Source organism: Nonomuraea sp. NPDC050451 (assembly GCF_044458585.1).
This window is the reverse complement of record NZ_JBITHZ010000011.1, coordinates 314,347-333,004: the sequence shown is the minus strand read 5'-3', so window position 1 is coordinate 333,004 and position 18,658 is coordinate 314,347. Positions and strand designations below refer to the sequence as shown.

Sequence of the window (18,658 nt, the reverse complement as noted above, 5' to 3'; positions counted from 1 at the left end):
GGGTCTTCTCAGTCGCGTCCCTTACCGCAGGTCGGACAGTCGGGTCGCCTCGGGATGGGCCGTGAGCGGATCTCCAGCGGCCAGAAGTCCACCTCGCTCCACCGTCCGCTCAGTGCCGGGGGCAACCCCGCCAGGACCCGGATCGCCTCCCAGGCCAGAATCGTGCCGACCAGCCCGCACAGCGCCCCGATGGCGCCCGCCTTCTGCCTCTTGCCGACCAGCGACTCCATCCGCTCGCGCCCGTGGTCGGCGAAGGTCTCGGCGCGGACGCAGGTCCAGCAGGCGGTCTCCCCGGGCAGGACCGTCGTGCCGAGCACGCCGATGTGGTACGCGTACCCGGTGCCCAGGATGTGCGGCACGTCCGGCCAGCAAGCCTCGCTGACCCACGTGGCCGTGTCGTTGGGCGTGGGCAGGTCGATCGCGTTGATCACGATGTCCGCCCCGTCCACCAGGTCGGCGAGATCGGCGGCGGAGGTGACGCGCCGGTCGAAGGTCTCGACCGTGACGAAGGGATTGGCGGCCCGCAGCCTGGCCGCGGCCGCCTCGACCTTGGGCGCTCCCACGTCGGCGACGCAGAACAGGGTCTGCCGGGTCAGGTTCGACGGCTCGACCCGGTCGAAGTCGCACAGGCGGATGGTGCCGACACCCGCGTTCGCCAGGGAGAGCGCGACCCAGCCGCCGAGCCCGCCGACCCCGCACACCACCGCGGTCGAGCGGTCGACGCGCTCCTGCAGCTGCACGCCGCTGGAAAGGTCGGTGAGGCCCTGGTCGCAGAAATCCTGGAGCAGCCGCAATTGGCGGTCGTAGAATTGGGCGCGATCGCCGCCGAGCCGCGCGAACGATCCCTCGAGATGGCCGACACGACTCAGCAGCTTCTCTTCCGTGAGGATTTGCAGCACCTCGCCGAGCGGCTGTCCGTCGCCGACGGACCGCGCTATCTCGGCATATGTACGAGTGCCGTCCAGAAGAGTTATCACCTGTTTCACAAACGCGTCGGCGGCGAACCTCTTCACCGTTCTGTCCGCCGTGCACAGGAAAAGCAGTTCGTCGCCCTCGGTCTGGACGATCACGCTTTCCCGCAGGCGAGGGCGCCAATCCGTCACATGTTCCTCCGAGAGCGGGTGAGGTGAAAACACCTCACCCGCACGCGCTGTCAGTTGCCGGCGGAATTCGAAGCGGTGACCGCGCCGACGCGCATGCTCGTCTCCTCGAGCTTCACCATGACAGGACGCCTTCTCATGGCCCCACCTTTCGTCCGAACGGATTCCTTCACTGCATTCTCTCCATGCCGGAATTTTTTACAAGGGAAACTCGGTCAACTCCTGAATCGCCTGGTCGAGGTCGTCGGCGACGCCGCGTTCGTACAGCTGGATGTAAAGCTCGTCGGGGCCGCGGCCATATCTGCGTATCTGGCCCGCCCGCACGCGCAGGCGCGCCTGCGCCTCGCGGACGATCTCCTCGGGGCCGCCGCGCCAGCCGTACTCGTCGAGGAACAGGCGCAGCCGCTCCGGCCGGGCGGCGTGGTCGCCGAAGCCGTCGGCCGTCGCCGCGCGCCGGGCGTACAGCGGCACCCAGGCGATGGCCACCCACGCCACGTCCGAGTCCGGGGTGACCGGCCCGGCGAAGTCCCAGTCGAAGAAGCCGGTCAGCCTGCCCTCGTGCCAGGCGGCGTTGAACGGCCCGGCGTCGTTGTGCGCGATGATCGTCCCCGGTGTCCAGACCCCGCCGAGCCGCCAGCGCGCCCCGGGAGAGGGCACGTAGTCGGCCACGGCCTCGTGGTAGTCGCGCAGCCAGCGGGCCACCTGGACCAGCGCCTCCTCGCTCCACGCCCACGGGGGCCACGGCGGCTCGCCGGCGATCTCGCCCGTCAGGTAGGTGAGGATCTCCCGGCCCTCCGCGTCCACGCCCAGGACGCGGGGCGCGCCGCCGAACCCCTTGCGCTCCAGGTGCCGCAGGAGCTCGTGGACCGACGCCGACCACGCGCGCACCGGCCGTCTCACCGTGGCGCCGATCCGCACCACGGCCTGGTCGTTGCCGCCCATGAGCTGCTCAGCGGCCATGACCGTCCCGCGTCGTGAGTGCGTGTACGGTCGGTTCGCGGTGGCTCCGCATGTCACCGGTCCCCGGGTCAGCCATTTGCCGGCCAGCGATCTCCACCATAATTTTCCCGCTCGAGTCTGTCCATGATCCCGGCAAGGGCTTACCAGAGGTCCGGGAGGACAGCGGCCGCGACGACATGCGATCATCGGCGCCATGACGTCCACCCTTGATCAGCGCGGCCGCCGGTTCGGCACTCTCGGCTTCTCCGTCGTGTGCGTGGTGGCCCTCGCCGGTTACGGGCTGCTGGCCTGGAGCGTCTATGTGGTGGGGTGGATGACCACTGCGCTGATCACGGGCAGCGCGATCGCGGCCGTGGCTCTTCCTGCCGCAGGCATCGCCATAGGGGGAGCTGTCACGGCAGGGCGACCTCGTGAAACGCGGATCTTCGCAGTTGCGGCGGGCGCGGCGGTCGGTGCGGTGTGTCTGCTGCTCGGCTCGGCGGGCTACTTCATGTTCTCGTTGTTCGGGAATCTGTAGCGCCCGGAGCAGGCGGCTCGGATCGTCGGCGCGTGTGGTCGCGTGGATCTCGGGGTTAGAGTCTGCCGGATCATGAAATATCACGGAGAAGGCGGATATGTCGGCTATCGAGCAGCTGAAGTTAACCGACCCTGACCTGGCGGAACGCCTGCGCAAGAGCATGGCCGAAGTGGAGGCCAGGCTGCACGCGGCAGCCGCGGAATCGCCCGACCCCTTGGTGAGCCAGACGGCCGGTTACCTCCTGGGCGCGGGCGGCAAGCGGTGGCGCCCGCTCCTGGTGCTGCTGGGCGCCCAGTTCGGCGACCCGGAACGCGACTCGGTGCCGGCCGCGGCGGCGGTCGTCGAGCTCGTGCACGCCGCCTCGCTGTACCACGACGACGTGATGGACGAGGCGCCGCTGCGCCACGGGGTGCCCAGCGCGCACACCCGCTGGAACAACAAGATCGCGATTCTGGCCGGCGACCACCTGGTCGCCCGCGCCGCCACCCTCAGCCTGGGGCTGGACGAGCAGGCCCGCCGCGCCCAGGCCGAGGCCTTCGAGCGGCTGGTGATGGGGCAGATCAGGGAGGTGGCGGGCCCGCGTCCCGGCCAGGATCCTGTCGCGCACCACCTGGAGGTCGTACGCGACAAGTCCGCGTCCCTGATCGCGCTGTCCGTACGGCTGGGGGGCATCTGCGCGGGCGCCGACGCCGGCACGGTCGCGGCGCTGGGGGAGTACGGCGAAGCGCTCGGCGTGGCCTTCCAGCTGTCCGACGACGTGATCGACATCGTCTCCGGAGCGGACAGGGCGGGCAAGGCGGCGGGCACCGACCTGCGCGCCGGCGTGCTGACCCTGCCCGCCCTGCTGGCGCTGCGCGAGGGCGGGCGGCTCGGCGAGCTCCTGGCCGCCGGCCCGCTCCATGACGCCGAGCTGCACGCCGAGGCGCTGGAGCTGTTGCGCTCGTCGGCCGGCCTGGCCGCCGCCGGGTCGGAGGCGGCCAGGTACGCGGCCGAGGCGCGCTCGGCCGCCGGGCGGCTCCCCGACTGCCCGGCCAAGCAGGTCCTGGAGGCCCTGTGCGAGCTGGTGTCCTCCCGCGCGGCCTGACAGGAGCGCGCGAACGCTGACCCACCCTGGACCCTCGCCGGACCGGGCGCGCGGACGCTGACCCGGGACCGTCGCCGCGGGCCGGGTCAGCGTCATGCGGGGGTCCCGGTCAGAGGTTGAGCGGGATCTTCACGTACGTGCCGTCGATGTTGCCCGCCTTGTCGAGGCTCCGCAGGTGGAGCGTCCAGGTCCCGGTGGAACCGGTGGGCTTCATCCAGTAGAACGGCAGGCCGTACGTGGAGTACTGCGGGGTGTCGTCCGGATCGCTGGACACGATGGCCCACTCGATCCGCCCCACGCCCGACCCGCCGGTGTCGGTCGCGGAGGCGTCGATGTGCACCCGCTTCCTGCCGTCGTACTCGTCGTACCCCAGCGTGACGTCGGTGTCGGGCGGGGTCACGTCGTCGGCCCCCGAACCGGTCACCGTGGGCAGCGGGTCCTGGGCCGGGCAGCCCGAGTCGCACGGCGTCACGGAGACCCGGGTCGCGGGGACCGTGACGCCGGCGCCGTTGAGGGTGATGTGGTCGTACGGCCCGATGAGGATGGGCTCGTAGGGGATGGTCGAGGTGATGACGCCGTTCACGTACGTGCGCAGCCGGATGTAGACGTAGCCGAAGTCCGTCGAGGTGATCGTGGCCGCGGCCTTGCCCTGGGTGAGGAAGGCGGAGATGCGCTTGTACGGTCCGACGCCCGCGGCGTAGGAGCTGCCGGGGATGTCCTCCAGCTCGACCTCGGTCGACGGGTCGGTGAACCCGGTGCGCAGCCCGCCCGCGTCGGTGAGCAGCAGGTTGACCGGGCCTCTGACCTGCACTTCGGTGCCCGTGAGCCCGCCGGCGGCGGCTGCCTGGACGGTGTCGTCCTGCTGTGCCGCGAGGGCGGCCGTGGTGGGCCCTTCGCCCTGGATCGCGTTGACGGCGTCGTAGACGACCTGCGACTCGTTGGGCAGCTCGACGTGGCCGATGCCGGAGTAGGCGGGCTCGGTCACGGAGTTGCCGCGTAGCCCCGCGGTGAGCCGGGCCGAGCCGAGCGGCACCGTGCCGTCACCGAGGTCACTCCAGTTGATCATGACGCCGGTGCCGTTGACGCAGCCGTCCCACCAGCCCTTCTTCTCGTTGCAGTGCGCCTCGGGGAACTCGTCGAAGCTCACCGGGGTGGTCACGCCGGTGCCGACCAGGCGGGTCAGGCCGACCCTGGAGTCGGCGGGGTTCCAGGCGTCGGCCGCCCGGTGCCAGGCGCGGGCCTTGTCGATCAGCGCCAGGTTCTTGTCGCTGAGCATGTCGCGTACCTGGTCGGGGGTGAGCGGTCCCCCCGGTACGCGGTTGACCGGCGGCTCGACCACGGTGTGGTAGTTGTCGGAAGGCAGCAGCTCCAGGAAGCCGGGGAAGTTCCTGGTGATCTTCGCGGCCTGGTTCCTGTTGAGCAGGCAGCGGCCGGCGGTCAGGTCGATCACGCAGGGCGTCTTGTAGTGCATGACGCCCAGTGCCTTCGCGGCGCCCAGGTACGGCGTGGCGATGGTGGAGATCCGGTTGATCTTGCCGACGGAGCGCTGCATGCGCGTGGCGGCCAGCGTCACCAGCCCGCCCTGGGAGTGGGCGATGATGTTGACCCGGTCGGCGCCGGTGGCCTGCCGTACCGTCTCGATCCGGTCCAGCAGCTGGTTCGCGTTGTGGTCCGACGACTTGCGCCAGTCCACGGGATTGAGGAAGAGGTTCTCGCCCGGCTGGGGGTTCTCGATGTCGCCCAGCACGTACCCGGCGTTCTGCAGGTGGGTGACGGTGCCCGCGTAGATGGATTTGATGCCGAGGATCTTCATGATGACTTCGGGGGCGTAGACGTCGTTGCCCTTGGCGTCGGTCTCCCCGTCGTCGTTCAGCATGATGTTGTCGAGGTGCGCGTCGCTCAGGCTGAGCAGCTTGGCCAGGGTGCCCGGCCAGTACTCGGTGCTCGCGTCCCTCAGCTTGGACCCCATGATGCCCGGCACGAAGATCACCGGCTTGGTGACGGGTTTGGCGCCGGTGCCGCAGGTGGACGGCTCGTCCTGGGTGTAGGTCAGCTTGCGCACCAGCGCGGCCGAGTCGTAGACGGCGTCGTGCTGGTCGAAGATCGACAGGTAGAGCTTGTGCGAGCCGCCGGTGATGGGGGTGGAGGCCTTCATCAGCGGCGTGGCCCCGTCGTACGTCGTCCCGGCCCCGGCCGAGGCGGTCATCGCCAGTAGGCCGGTCGTGTTGGTGGAGATGACGTTGCCGGAGGGGTCGAAGGCGAAGTTGTCCGGCGCCAGGATGGTCGACTCGTCGGTGGTCCAGGTGCTGCGGTCCAGCTCGGCGACGAAGCCGTCGTTGTAGGCGGACCTGACGAACTCGGGGAACTCCTCGCTGAAGTACTTGACCTCGACGGTCATGCACTTGGCCCAGGTCGGGACGTCCAGGTCGACCCGGAGCACGGTGACGTCGTAGGCGCTGTCGCCGCGGACCTTGCCGCCGCCCGAGTCGCGCCCGTCGGAGTCGAACTGGTTGGCCTGCGGCGCGAGGGTGGCGTCACCCGTGGTCAGCAGGGCGCCGGTGCCGGAGAGGCCGCCGATGCCGGTGCCCAGGCCGTTGGTCCCGGTGGTGGGCGGGGTGGTGACGTAGGAGGCCGTGACCAGGCTGCTGTCGCCGACCAGCGCGCCGGCCAGCGCCCTGGCGCCGTCGGCGCCGGTGCCCACGGGGGTCACGCTGCCCGCGTCGACGTCCAGCGTGGTGACGCCGGCGGAGGAGCGGGTCTGCCGAGCCTTGCGCGCCTTGGCGGCGCGCTCGCGGGCGGTCTTGCGGTCGGCGGGCCTGCCGACGGAGATCGTGTGGCGCTCCGAGGAGGGCGCGACGGTGGCGGACGGGGCGGGGGAGGGGCTGGCGGGATCGGCGAGGGCGGGGGCGGGGGCGGTCAATCCGGTCCCTGCCATCGCGACGGCGAGCATGACCAATAAGAACCTGCGGCGCATCGGCTGCTCCAGGCTGGGTCGGGCCGTGAGAACGGACTTCGCTCCGGGCGTTCGTGTCACGGCGGGCCGGGACCAGCGACACCAAGATCAAAGCGGAGAAAACGTATACATCAACACGTACGCGGTCAAGTCCGAAAAATGGATATTGACGGAACATGACGGAGGCTCAATACTCCAGGTGATCAATCCCCCTGGCCTCTCTACGGCGCCCGTGAGCACTGGTCGACGCATGCCTGTGTGCTGGCGGTCTGCACCCTTCCCGTCGTTACCCCCCGCACCTGTGTGGAGCATGCCATGCGCTTGGCCAAAAACGTTTTCCGTGCCTTATGGGTGGGCGGGCTCGCGGCCGCGGCCTGCGTCGCGGTGACATGGGCGATGCTGGCGCTGCTCGTGAGCGGCGCGGAAGGACTGGTCGGGAGTTTCCTGGCCAGGAGCGTGAACGGGGTCACCACCGCGGCGGCGGCCGCCACGGGCGGCCCGGTGGACTGGTGGTCGGCCACGCTCTCCTCCGGCGGCCGGATCTGGCCGCTCCGCTTCCTGTTCCAGGGCTCACCGATGGTGCTGCTCGCGCTCGGGCCCGTCGCGGCCGGTCTGACGGCCGGCCTGCTCACCCGGGGCAGGGCCCGGCTGTTGGCCGCCTCGGCCGGTTACGCCGCCGTGATCACCTCCGTTGCCACGGTCACCGCCCTGGTGGCGCCCGGCGAGCTCGCGGCCGTCAGCACGCCCTGGCCGATCGCGTTCGTGCTCGCCCTGGCCTGGTGCTTCACCGCCGGGCTGGCCGGCCAGGCGGCGCGCCGCGTGAAGGTCGTGGCCGCCGGCGCGGTCGTCCTGCTGATCGCGCAGTTCTCCGTCTCCGGTTCCGCGGTCGCCGCCCCTCCGGCGAAGGCGAAGACCGAGCTGCCGGTGACCATGGCGGCCGCGGGCCCACCCGAGCCCGCTCCGGTCGGCTACTTCCGTCCGGGCGTGACCGAGGCGCTGGCCAAGGTGGGGATCTCCAACGCCGCCGACGGAGCGAGGATCGCCGCCGACACCGGCGTCACCATGGCCAAGGACCCCTGGCTGGGCGTGCCCACGATGCTGAGCATGCGGAGCCCCGCCGGCAAGGACGTCAAGAGCTGGCTGCGCGCCAACGCCGGGCTCCTGGCGGCCAAGGACCCCGTCGCCCAGCTCATTGAGCTGCCCGCCAGGCCCAAGGATCCGCTGGGACTCAAGCACGACTGGTTCCAGCAGCAGATCGACGGTGTGCCCGTGTACGGCGCGCGGGTGGGCGTACACCGCGACGCCAAGGGCAAGACCGTGCTCAGCCTGACCAACAACTTCATCCCCGACCTGGCCCCCACCGGCACCAAGCCGACCCTCGACGCCCGATCCGCCGTGACCGCCGCCGGCCGGGCCATGCCGGGCGCGAAGGCGGGCGCGGCGCCCGAGCTCCTGCTGCTGCCCGACGAGCCGGACCCCGGCAAGCCGGTGGCGGCCACGCTGGTCTGGCGGGTGCCGATGGCCGCCGACGACGGCCGTTCGACGGTCTTCTTCGTCGACGCGCTCAGCACCGGGCGGATCGTCAAGTTCGAGCCCGGCCACCTGGAGTACAAGAACCGTAGCGTCTGGGACCTGAACAACAACCCGCGTCCCAGCGGCGGCCCGGCCAGGACCGAGGGCGAGGGCCCCGTGTCCGAGCCCGACGTCAACGCCGTCTACGACCACAGCGGCCGCTTCTACGACTACCTGTCGAGCACGTTCGGCCGCGACAGCTGGGACGGCGAGGGCGGCAAGATGAACTCCTACGCCCGCTACTCCAACGACCGCAACCACCAGCCGGTCAAGAACGCCTTCTTCGACCCGCTGACCGGCGAGACCATGTTCGGCGAGGGCACCGCCACGCTCACCATCGTCTCCCACGAGTGGCAGCACGGCGTCACCCACTCCAGCGCCGGCCTGTTCTCCTTCTTCCAGGGCGGCTCGCTCCACGAGAGCTTCTCCGACGTCTTCGCGGCCTTCACCGAGTACAAGGTCAAGGGCAGCACCAGCTGGAAGGCAGGGGAGGGCAGCTCGCTCGGCGTCATCCGGGACCTGGCCAACCCCAGTGCGCTCAGCTATGACGGCAAGCCGCACCCCGACCACTACAGCAAGTACTGGCTGGGCTGCGCCGACGGCGGCTGGGTGCACTTCAACAGCCTGATCCCCAGCCACGCCTGGTACATCCTGGCCACCCGCATCGGCATCGAGAAGACCCAGGAGATCGCCTACCGCGACCTCACCACCCAGCTCGGCCCGCGCTCGCGCTTCTCCGACACTCGCGCCGGCGCCATCCAGGCGGCCGCGGACCTGTACGGCAAGAACTCGCCCGAGATGCTGGAGGCCTGGCGTGCCTTCGGCGCGGTCGGGATCGACGGCAGCTACGAGTCGCCGCGCCAGGAGTGCATGTGCTTCGCCGACGAGTCGCTGACCGGCGTCGGCCTGGAGGCTCTGGACCCCGACGGCGCCGGCACCGACGCGACCGTGGCCGGCCTGCTGCGCGTCCGCGACATCTTCGAGAACGCCGAGTCCGGCGCCGTCATGCACTACGCGCAGCTGTACGCCCGGGCCAACAGCCGCGCCATGGAACTGCTCACCACCAGCGACACGCTCCGCAGGCAGACCGCGCACCTCATGCAGAGCATGGAACCGGCCTTCCGCACGGTCAACACGCCGCAGGGCGACCTGACAACCGTCACGCAGGGGCAGATCGACGAGATCAACGCGCTGGTCAACGCCTACCTCGAGGCTGACATCGACGCGGGCAGCGACGGCACCTGGACGGCTCTGGCCCGCTCGGAACTCGAGTACGCCAACATCCAGTCGATGGTCGGCATGTCGGTCAACGAGGCGTACGCCTACCTCGAATCACTCTTCGACTAAGGAAACACATGCGCCGCCGCCTCCTGACGGCCCTCTGGCTGGTGCCCGCGTTACTGCTGGGCTCAGCCGTGCCGGCCGCCGCCGAGAACGACCCCCTGCCCGACCGGCTCGACCGCGCGGTCGCCGCCAAGCTCGCCGAGCACGACACCACCGACGTGTTCGTGATGCTCAAGGAGAAGGCGGACCTGTCCGGCGGGCGGTCGCTACGCAGCCATGCCGCCAAGGCGGAGCATGGATTCCGTACGCTGCGCTCGACCGCCGAGCGCAGCCAGCGCGGCCTGCGCTCCTTCCTCCAGGACTCCAAGGCGATCTTCACGCCGTACTGGCTGGTCAACGCCGTGCTGGTGCGCGGCGCCGACGCCGGCCTGGTCAAGCGGCTGGCCGAGCGGCCCGACGTGGCCCGGGTACGGCCGGCCGGCAGCGTCTCGCTGCCGGAGCCCGAGCGCGCGGCCAAGGCCGTGGCCCAGGTCGCTGGCATGGAGTGGGGCGTGGACTCCGTCGGCGCCCCGCGCGTCTGGTCCGGCTTCGGCGCCAAGGGCGAGGGCATCGTCGTCGCCACGATCGACTCCGGCGTGCAGTACGACCACCCCGCCCTGGCCGGGCAGTACCGCGGGCGCAAGGCCGACGGCAGCTACGACCACAACTACAACTGGTTCGACCCGACGCTGGTCTGCGGCGTCCCCTCGGCGACGCCGTGCGACAACAACGGGCACGGCACCCACACCATGGGCACCATCGTCGGCGCGGACGGGATCGGCGTGGCGCCCGGCGCCACCTGGATCAGCGCCAAGGGCTGCGAGTCGAGCAGGTGCAGCGACGTCTTCCTGCTGGAGGCGGGCCAGTGGATGCTGGCGCCCACCGACCTGGAGGGCGACAACCCGCGCCCCGACCTGGCCCCGCACCTGGTCAGCAACTCCTGGGGCGGTGCCGCGGGCGACCCCTTCTACCAGGAGATCGTGAACTCCTGGGTGGCGTCGGGCATCTTCCCGCTCTTCGCCGCGGGCAACGCCGGCCCCGAGTGCGCCACCGCGCACTCGCCCGGCGACTACGCCAACACCTACGCCGTCGGCGCCTACCAGTCCGACGGGAAGATCGCCGACTTCTCCAGCCGCGGCGACCCCGAGGGCACGGCGATCAAGCCCAACATCACCGCGCCCGGCGTGGCGATCCGCTCGTCCGTGCCCGGCGGCGGCTACTCGGCCTACAGCGGCACCTCCATGGCCACGCCCCATGTGGCGGGAGCGGTGGCGCTGCTGTGGTCCGCCGCGCCCACCCTGCGCGGCGACATCGCCGCCACCCGGCGGGCGCTGGACGAGACCGCCGTCGACGTGACCGACTACAGCTGCGGCGGCGACAGCTCGAACAACCGGGTGTGGGGGCAGGGACGGCTGGACGCCTTCGCCGCCGTGACCTTCGCGCCGCGCGGTCAGACCGGCACTCTCGCCGGGACCGTCCGTGACGCCACCGGCGCGGCCGTGCCGAAGCCGACCGTGACCCTGACCGCCTCCGGCGTCAAGCGGACCCTCACCGGCGGCGCCGACGGGACCTTCAGCATCCCGCTGCCTCCCGGCTCCTACGAGGTCACCGCCTGGGCCTTCGGCTTCGCGCCCGCCACCGGCACCGCCACCGTGGCCTCCGGCGCCACCGCCACCCGCGACCTGTCCCTGGCCACGGTCCCCCGTTACGACGTCTACGGAGAGGTCCGGCAGTCCGGCGGCGAGCCGCTGCCCGGCGCGGTGGTCAGCATCGAGGGCACGCCCTACGCCCCGGTCACCACCGAGACGGACGGCGCCTTCGCCATGCTCGGCGTCCCCGTCGGCACCTGGCGGGTGAACGTGCAGGGAGCCAGGTGCGGCGCCTCCACCACGGTGACGCTCGTGGTCGACTCCGACGAGATCCTCCAGATCGACACCCCGCTGCGCAAGGACGCCTTCAACAACAAGTGCGACGTCATCCCGACGCTCACCTGGGAGCCGGGCACCACCGCGCTGGCGCTGACGGGTGACGACGCGGGCGTCGCGGTCACCCTGCCCTTCACCTTCCCGCTGTACGGCAAGCCGTACACCAAGGCGTGGATCTCCACCAACGGCTTCATCAACTTCCAGCGGCTCAGCACCATGTCCATCAACGGTGCGATCCCGAGCGGCGGCCTGCCCAACTCCGCGATCTACGCCTTCTGGGACGACCTCGTCGTGGACTCCTCGGCGCAGGTGCTCACCGCCACGCTCGGCGCCGCGCCCAACCGGCGCTACCTCGTCGAGTGGCGCAACGTCAGCCTGGTCTCCCAGCCCACGGCGCGGCTCACCTTCTCCGCGGAGCTGCACGAGAACGGGCAGATCCTCATCCAGTACAAGTCGCTGTCGAGCGGCCTGATGCCACGCGGCTCCTCGGCCACGATCGGCATCGAGAACAGCACGGGAACGCTCGGCTTCGAGTACTCCAGCAACGTGCCCGTACTGCGCTCGGGCATGGGCATCCGCTTCTACGGCGCCGGCGTCGTCCAGGGCGTGGTGCGCGACCCCGCCGGCACGCCCCTCAAGGGCATCGAGGTCGGCTACGCCATGCCGAACGACTCGACGCTCATGGAGCAGGCCGTCACCGACGCCACCGGCGCGTACCGCCTGTTCCCCCTGCCGGGCGAGTACACGGTCTCGATCGCCGCCAGCGACTGGGAGTACTACTCCTCCAAGGTCACGCTCGGCGAGGAGGGACAGGTCGTCGACCTCGACATCACCCTGTATCCCAGCAGCAACGACGTCTCCGGCGTCGTCAGGGACAGCTCGGGCAAACCCCTGCCCGGGGTGAACGTGGCGGTCATGGACCGCAACATCGCGGTCGCGAAAACGGACGAGACCGGCGCCTACCGGCTGACCGGCGTCCACGGCGGCACCCAGTGGATTCAGGTGTTCGCCCGGGCCTGCGAGGTGATCGTCCAGAAGCGGCTGACGGTCACCGGCGACCTGGTCGTCGACCTGACCCAGGGGATGCCCGTCGACGACTCCGGCTTCGCCTGCACGCGCAAGCCACGCGCGTGGGTCGAGGGTACCGAGGTGATCGACGTCAACGCGTCCACCAGCGCGATGGTGCCGCTGCCCTTCTCCTTCCCGCTCTCCGGCGACACCTTCACCAGCGTGGGCGTCACCGGTCTCGGCATGCTGCTCTTCTACGACGCGCTGACCGGCGAGTGGTCCTGGGCCGCGCCGTACACCGACAACCTGACCTACGACGACCAGTCATCGGTGCGCACGGCGACGGTGAACGGCGCGTTCGTCGTCGAGTGGCGCGGCGTCCTGCTCAAGGGCACCGGCTTGCGTCTCACCTTCGAGGCGGTGCTCCATCCCGACGGCCGCATGGTGTTTCAGTACGGCGACCTGCCCGACGACCCGCGCATCCGCAACGGGGAGGGCGTCGTGGCGGTGTCGAACGCGTACGGGCCCGACGTGCTGCTGATCCGCGGCGCCCTCGAGCCCGAGACGGCCTTCGAGGTAAGGCCGGCCCCTCAGGCGTGAAGGCTCAGCGGCGGCCGCCCGCCGTACCGCTCGATCACCTCGGTGACGCGGTAGAACGGGCGGCCGCCCACGCCGACCCGCTCGGCTGGGCGGACCACCGCCGGGTGCACTGAAAGCCTCTGGAGCGTGGCTCCACCGCCATGTCGGGATATGGCCGGCACAGTCGACGGGGGTTCAACACCGACAGCGCCGACCAGGAAGCTGATGCAAGGGGGCGAGGCAGATGACCAGCGGCGACCGCACGGATGCGACCGCCTCGGTGCGCGTGATGCTTGTGCTCCAGGCGGATCCGGACACCGACCCGGAACGCGAAGAGCACCTGATGCGCCGCCTGCGCGGCGAGATCGATGAAATCGACGTCGAGTCCGTCGCGTCGGTGGCGACCGGAGAGATCCCGCGCGGCGCCAAAGGAGTCGATCCGGTCACGCTCGGAGCGCTGCTGGTGGCCTTCAGCGCCTCGGGCGGGATCTTCGCCACCTTGATCGGAACCATCCAGAACTGGCTGGAACGCCAGACCGGACGTTGACGCCGCCCGAGGGGCTGGCGGATCTGGTGATCCCGCCGGGCTTCTTCATCGCGATGGACGACCCTGAGCACTCCCGGTATCGCAGGCTGCTGACCGGGCACTTCAGCATGCGGAAGATGCGCCGGCTGGAGCCCAGGATCCAGGAGGTCATCGACGGTCAGCTCGATGAGATGGCCCGCGCGGGCGCTCCCGCGGACCTGGTCAAGGCGTTCGCGCTGCCGACGCGACCCGCTTCCCGGACCCCGACCGCTTCGACGTCACCCGCCAGGCCACCCGGCAGCTGGGCTTCAGCCACGGCATCCACCAGTGCCTGGGCCAGCAGCTGGCCCGGCTGGAGATGCGGCTGGCCTATCCGGCGCTGCTGCGCCGCTTCCCCGGGCTGCGGCTGGCCGTACCCGCGAAGGAGGTGCCGCTACGGCCTCGGGCCACCATCTACGGCATGGCCAGCCTGCCGGTCACCTGGTAGCGGCGCCCACGGGCACTGGGGCTCGCCGTTCCGCGACCTGCGCCGACCAGGCCATCACGGTGACGGCGCGGAGTCCCCTCTCGATCTCCGAGGAGCTGATCCAGCCCTACTCGCGTAGCGCCCGCGATTGGCCGACCATCGCGGGCATCACCGTCACGGAAGCGGTCTACCGGCACCAGCTCAAGCCGTTGGTCAAGGGCGCCCAGACGATGAACAGCGTCTTCGGCGACAAGCTCGGCTTACCGGCCACCGTCACCCGTTGGTGGTGGCCTTCCCACTGCTGGCGCTTTTTCGTGTAATAGGTCGCGGCGGACATCGGCGCGAGGCGCTCGCCCTACCCTTTTTCGATATCCGTCTTGGCGTGAACCCGAACGGACGGAAACCTATTTCCCGGACAGGCTGAAATCGACGTTCCCGTCGTGAGCCCATCCCAGATTAATGATCGCGGCCGGGTCGGGAGAGATGCTCTTTTTGAGGAGATCCTGGATGTCTGCCCGGAGATTGGGGTGATAATCGCCTGATCCCTCCTGCGCGGCCCGCGCCTGGATCTGAAAGCTCAAATCGGAGTTCCCCAGCTTGTAGGTGACGTTCCCGTAGTCGTCCGTCTTGGTCTTGAAGGGCCCCTCGTCGTACTCGATGTAGACCTTGTGGTCCTCGTGAGCAGGGATTCTCTCGGGAAAATCCCATGCGTTCATCTGGTAGCTGTTCTGTTCGTCCCTCTTCCACTCGTGCGGCGTGTTGTTGCGCAGCGTCAGATAGCCACCCTGCCCCATGGATCGAACTCCTTCCGGAGAGCGCCGAGATTGATGTGCCAGCCCGAAGGGCAAACTTTCCCTTCGTTCTATTTAATTCACGCATCAACATATCTGTCCCGCAATTCCTCGTCCACCCAGGTAACGCACCTATATCCCGCAAGAATAGGCCTTTTGTATTGATTTGAGATGATTGACTACAGTATCCGAGGACTGAAGGGACGGTCCGAGAACACCGTCACCAAGCTACGCATCCTCGCCGAGATGAAGTGGCCGTCGGACGTGGTGCCGGTAGGGGCGTAAAACCGGATGACGTGCCGCCGGAAGGCGATCACGATGATGCCATGCTGGTCGATCGCTTTCCGCTGGTCGGGCTGCGGCTGAGCACGCCGCGGCTCGAACTGCGGCTGCCCTCGCCCGAGGAACTGGCCGAGCTGGCCGACCTGGCCGCCGAGGGCATCCATGACCCCGGCGCCTCGCCGTTCCTCGTGCGGTGGACCGATGCGCCGCCCGCCGAGGCCGCCCGCAGTGTGATCCACTACCACTGGCGGCAGCTCGGCGCGTGGACGCCGCGGGAGTGGTCGCTCGACCTCACCGTGTTCCGGGACGGCGTGGTGGCCGGGCAGCAGAGCCTCGCCGCCCGGGACCTGGGCATCACGCGCCAGGTGCGCACCACCTCCTGGCTCGGCCGTCGCCACCAGGGGCAGGGGCTCGGCACGGAGATGCGGGCCGCCGTACTCCACCTCGCCTTCGCCGGTCTGGACGCCGACGTGGCGCTGTCCGGCGCGCTCGAGCACAACGTCGCCTCCCTGGCCGTCTCCCGCAAGCTCGGCTACGAGCCCGACGGCCGCCTGCGCCACGCGCTGGACGGCAGGATGGTCGTGGAGCACCGGTTGCGCCTGACGCGGGACGCCTGGGAGCGGCACCGCACGGTCCCCGTTCAGATCGACGGGCTGGAGCCCTGCCTGCCCCTGATGGGCGGCTGACGGTCAGCGCGATCCACAGGCCGGCCAGGCCCCAGGCCGTTGTCACCGGTGTCATGGCCAGAGCGAGCAGGCCGTTCCCCACGATGGCCGAGCCCAGGGTCCAGGTCGAGCGCCTGAGACCCATCAGGCCGGTGGCCATCACGATCCCGCAGTTGTCGGCCAGGGCATAGGCCGCCAGAAGCGGTAGCAGGGGAAGGGCCAGGGCGAGCACCCGGGCGTCGGAGGTGAACAGGCCCAACACCGGCTCGGCGAGCAAGCAGGACGATGAGCGCGCCGGCGAGCACGCCGATGACCGCGAGTGTCATGGCCGCTCGGTTGACGCGGCGGGCCTCACCAGGGGAGATCGTTCTGGCGATCTCCGGCGTCGCGGCCTGCCCGACGGCGAAGGCGGTCAGGCCGAGGGGTCCGGCCAGCGACGTGAGGATCGCGTGTGCGGCAGCGCTGTGGGCCCCTGTCCGCGCGGCGGCGTAGGCCACGCCACCCATGACCGTGAACTTGATGACGACCGTGGCCGACATCGGGAGGCCCACCTTGGCCATGCGCCAGATCTCCCGCGGGCGGGGGCATCCGGGCCACGGCGACCGCCCCGCCAGTCCCGGCAGACGCAGCAGAAGAACGTTGGACACGGTGACGGCCAGGGTGGTGGACGTCAGGAGCGCGATGGCGGCGCCCCGGATGCCCATCCCGGCACCAAGAGGAGAAGCAGGATCACCTCTACGGCGGTGCTCGACAGGCTGGACCGGAGCAAAATCCCGGGCGGACAACCGCTCGGGATACAAGGTCATCATATCCCGACGGAGCTCGGAACGGGTGGTGGCGGCGGTGGGCAGGCACGTAGGGTGCCCGGATGATCGGGATACCGGAGGCGTTCGCGCGGAGCACTGTCGAGCGTGAGGGGGAACCGGGAGCGGCATGGCTCGCCGAGCTGCCCGGGATCGTGCATGAGCTGCTGGAGCGCTGGGGGTGCGTGCCGGACGGCGAGGTCATGCACGGGGGCGTCGGGGTCATCGTCCCGGTGCGCCGGCGGGGCGAGGGGGACGCCGTGCTGAAGGTGTCGTTCCCGCATCCCGGCAACGTCCATGAGCCGGACGCGTTCACGGCGTGGGGCGGGCGTGGAGCCGTCCGGCTGTACGAGCGCGACGACGAGCGGTTCGCCATGCTGCTCGAGCGGGTCCAGGCGTCGACCCTGGCGGAGGTCGAGGACGGCGACGAGGTCGTCACGGTCGCGGGGCGGATCAACCGGCGCCTGGCCGTCCCCGCCCCGCCTGGCCTGCCCCGGCTGCGGGAGCGGGCCGGCGCTTGGGAGGAGCAGCTGCGCAAGGACGCTGAGGAACTGCCGCACACGCTGGCGAGCCACGTGGTGGACGCCGCCGCGGCGACCGTACGAGAGCTGGGCCCTTTCCAGCCGGACGTCCTCGTCCACGGGGACCTCCACCCCAGGAACATCCTGCGCGCCGACCGCGAGCCATGGCTGGCCGTCGATCCCAAGGGGCAGGCGGGAGACCCCGCCTACGACGGGGGCACGCTGCTCAAGTCGCGCGCGCTCACCCTTCTCGAAGCGGACGACCTGCGCAAGGCCCTCCACCGTACGCTGGACGTCTTCGCCGAGGCCGCCGAGCTCGATCGCGAACGCACCCGGCGCTGGGCCCAATTCCACGCCGTGCAGGCCGCCTTCTGGGGCCGCCGTCACGGGTTCCGCATCGCCCGCAGCGGACCGCGACTGGATTGGCTCACCGAGTTCGCGGACCACCTGTCAGAGTTGCTCGTGGAACCCTCGTAGCGGGACGCCCAGGCCGTTCGGTCAGTGGCCGACTCTTGGATGGCTTGGATCAGCGCGACGGTGGCGGGCGGGGCGGGCGGATCCCACGACCTACCCGCTGGACGAGCTTGACGCCGGTGGCCGCTTCCAAGCGGGACAGGTGATGACTCGCCGACGGCTGCGAGTGGTGCGGCTCCCTCGCTGCTTCGGTCACGGACCCGTGTCGCGCGACCGCGGCCGGCACCCTGAGATGGACCAGATTCTTCTATCCGGCCATGCTCTCTGGTGAGGGCGCCGGAGGGGCGGCGCCGAGCCGACTGAGGAGGCCACGATGAGCAGGCTCAGGTGTCACATCTCGATCTCGCTGGACGGTTTCGTCGCCGGCCCGAACCAGAGCGAGGAGAACCCGCTCGGCGAGGGCGGCGAGCGGCTCCACGACTGGGTGGCCGCGCTGGCCGCCTTTCGCCGAGCCCACGGCGAGCAGGGCGGGGAGGTGAACGCGAGCACCCCGGTGTTCGAGGAGGCGCTCGAGAACATCGGCGCCGGGGTGATGGGCAGGAACATGTTCGGCCCCATCGGCGGTGGCGCCTGGGGCGACGAGCAGTGGACGGGCTGGTGGGGTGACAACCCGCCCTACCACTACCCCGTGTTCGTCCTCACGCATCACTCGCGGGATCCGGTGGAGATGGAGGGAGGGACCACCTACCACTTCGTCACCGACGGAATCGAGTCCGCGCTCGAGCAGGCGAAGAAGGCCGCCGGCGGCAAGGACGTCATGCTGTGGGGCGGCGGCCACGTCGCTCGACAGTACCTGGCAGCGGGATTGCTGGACGAGCTCGAGCTGCACGTCGTTCCGGTGTTGCTCGGTGGCGGTTCTCGCCTCCTCGACAACCTCGGTGACGCGGATGTGCGACTCGAGCAGGTCCGGGCCGTCGAGGCGCCCGGCGTCACCCACCTCAAGTACCGGATCTTGCCGTGACACCCGACTGCAGTCACTCGGCACCCGGCCTGCTGAAGAACGCGATCGACGCGGAGCGGACCGACAAGGCGCATGTCGGGTCTCGCTCGCCGCCGTTCCGCAAGGCATCCCGGTCCGGGCGGGCATCAGCCGGGCACTGGTCGGCGCC

General features: G+C 70.2%; 14 protein-coding genes and 1 pseudogene. 10 read left to right on the top strand and 5 right to left on the bottom strand.

The genetic code is table 11. The features are described 5' to 3' along the window. Positions 1 to 8: 8 nt before the first annotated feature. Both ACIBI9_RS31840 and ACIBI9_RS31835 read right to left on the bottom strand, forming a co-directional pair. The gene (locus ACIBI9_RS31840; RefSeq protein WP_397227261.1) at positions 9 to 1,070 is read right to left on the bottom strand and encodes a TOMM precursor leader peptide-binding protein; all 1,062 of its coding nucleotides are present in this window, start codon (positions 1,068 to 1,070) and stop codon (positions 9 to 11) included. Positions 1,071 to 1,298: 228 nt separating this feature from the next. Further along, the gene (locus ACIBI9_RS31835) at positions 1,299 to 2,060 is read right to left on the bottom strand and encodes a phosphotransferase (RefSeq protein WP_397227259.1); all 762 of its coding nucleotides are present in this window, start codon (positions 2,058 to 2,060) and stop codon (positions 1,299 to 1,301) included. Between the two features lie 193 nt (positions 2,061 to 2,253). Between ACIBI9_RS31835 and ACIBI9_RS31830 the strand changes: the two genes are divergently transcribed. Both ACIBI9_RS31830 and ACIBI9_RS31825 read left to right on the top strand, forming a co-directional pair. After that, the gene (locus tag ACIBI9_RS31830; protein ID WP_397227257.1) at positions 2,254 to 2,577 is read left to right on the top strand and encodes a hypothetical protein; all 324 of its coding nucleotides are present in this window, start codon (positions 2,254 to 2,256) and stop codon (positions 2,575 to 2,577) included. A gap of 97 nt (positions 2,578 to 2,674) precedes the next feature. Then, positions 2,675 to 3,661, top strand: a complete 987-nt coding sequence (locus ACIBI9_RS31825; protein WP_397227255.1) for a polyprenyl synthetase family protein — start codon at positions 2,675 to 2,677, stop codon at positions 3,659 to 3,661. 109 nt (positions 3,662 to 3,770) lie between these two features. On the opposite strand, the gene ACIBI9_RS31820 is transcribed toward ACIBI9_RS31825, so the two are convergent. Next, a complete protein-coding gene (locus ACIBI9_RS31820; protein WP_397227253.1) occupies positions 3,771 to 6,635 on the bottom strand; it encodes a choice-of-anchor L domain-containing protein in 2,865 nt (954 codons plus the stop codon). Positions 6,636 to 6,929: 294 nt separating this feature from the next. On the opposite strand from ACIBI9_RS31820, the gene ACIBI9_RS31815 reads away from it, so the two are divergent. The 5 genes and pseudogenes from ACIBI9_RS31815 to ACIBI9_RS31795 all read left to right on the top strand — a co-directional run bounded on the left by ACIBI9_RS31815 (position 6,930) and on the right by ACIBI9_RS31795 (position 14,333). Continuing rightward, positions 6,930 to 9,533 (top strand): M4 family metallopeptidase, encoded by a 2,604-nt coding sequence (locus ACIBI9_RS31815; protein ID WP_397227251.1) that lies wholly within the window; start codon positions 6,930 to 6,932, stop codon positions 9,531 to 9,533. An 8-nt stretch (positions 9,534 to 9,541) separates the two neighbouring features. Then, entirely contained in the window at positions 9,542 to 13,042 is a 3,501-nt protein-coding gene (locus ACIBI9_RS31810; RefSeq protein ID WP_397227249.1) for a S8 family serine peptidase, read from the top strand. A gap of 223 nt (positions 13,043 to 13,265) precedes the next feature. After that, entirely contained in the window at positions 13,266 to 13,568 is a 303-nt protein-coding gene (locus tag ACIBI9_RS31805) for a hypothetical protein (protein WP_397227247.1), read from the top strand. A 220-nt stretch (positions 13,569 to 13,788) separates the two neighbouring features. After that, a pseudogene (locus ACIBI9_RS31800) lies at positions 13,789 to 14,034 on the top strand (cytochrome P450); the annotation flags it as partial. A gap of 59 nt (positions 14,035 to 14,093) precedes the next feature. Further along, the gene (locus tag ACIBI9_RS31795; protein WP_397227245.1) at positions 14,094 to 14,333 is read left to right on the top strand and encodes a hypothetical protein; all 240 of its coding nucleotides are present in this window, start codon (positions 14,094 to 14,096) and stop codon (positions 14,331 to 14,333) included. A gap of 84 nt (positions 14,334 to 14,417) precedes the next feature. Here the strand turns inward: ACIBI9_RS31795 and ACIBI9_RS31790 are convergent, their stop codons facing one another. Beyond that, positions 14,418 to 14,807 carry a hypothetical protein gene (locus ACIBI9_RS31790; protein ID WP_397227243.1) on the bottom strand — a complete coding sequence of 130 codons (390 nt, stop codon included), beginning with the start codon at positions 14,805 to 14,807 and terminating at the stop codon, positions 14,418 to 14,420. Positions 14,808 to 15,130: 323 nt separating this feature from the next. Between ACIBI9_RS31790 and ACIBI9_RS31785 the strand changes: the two genes are divergently transcribed. Beyond that, complete coding sequence (locus tag ACIBI9_RS31785) at positions 15,131 to 15,772, top strand: GNAT family N-acetyltransferase (protein ID WP_397227241.1); 642 nt, start codon at positions 15,131 to 15,133, stop codon at positions 15,770 to 15,772. A gap of 847 nt (positions 15,773 to 16,619) precedes the next feature. Further along, positions 16,620 to 17,552: an aminoglycoside phosphotransferase family protein gene (locus tag ACIBI9_RS31780; protein ID WP_397227239.1), complete on the top strand. Its 933-nt coding sequence runs from the start codon at positions 16,620 to 16,622 to the stop codon at positions 17,550 to 17,552. Between the two features lie 49 nt (positions 17,553 to 17,601). Here ACIBI9_RS31780 and ACIBI9_RS31775 read toward each other — a convergent pair whose 3' ends face one another. Continuing rightward, entirely contained in the window at positions 17,602 to 17,775 is a 174-nt protein-coding gene (locus tag ACIBI9_RS31775) for a LysR family transcriptional regulator (RefSeq protein WP_397227237.1), read from the bottom strand. Positions 17,776 to 17,862: 87 nt separating this feature from the next. On the opposite strand from ACIBI9_RS31775, the gene ACIBI9_RS31770 reads away from it, so the two are divergent. Further along, on the top strand, positions 17,863 to 18,510 hold the full coding sequence (locus ACIBI9_RS31770; RefSeq protein ID WP_397227235.1) for a dihydrofolate reductase family protein: 648 nt from the start codon (positions 17,863 to 17,865) through the stop codon (positions 18,508 to 18,510). The last annotated feature ends 148 nt before the right edge of the window (positions 18,511 to 18,658 follow it).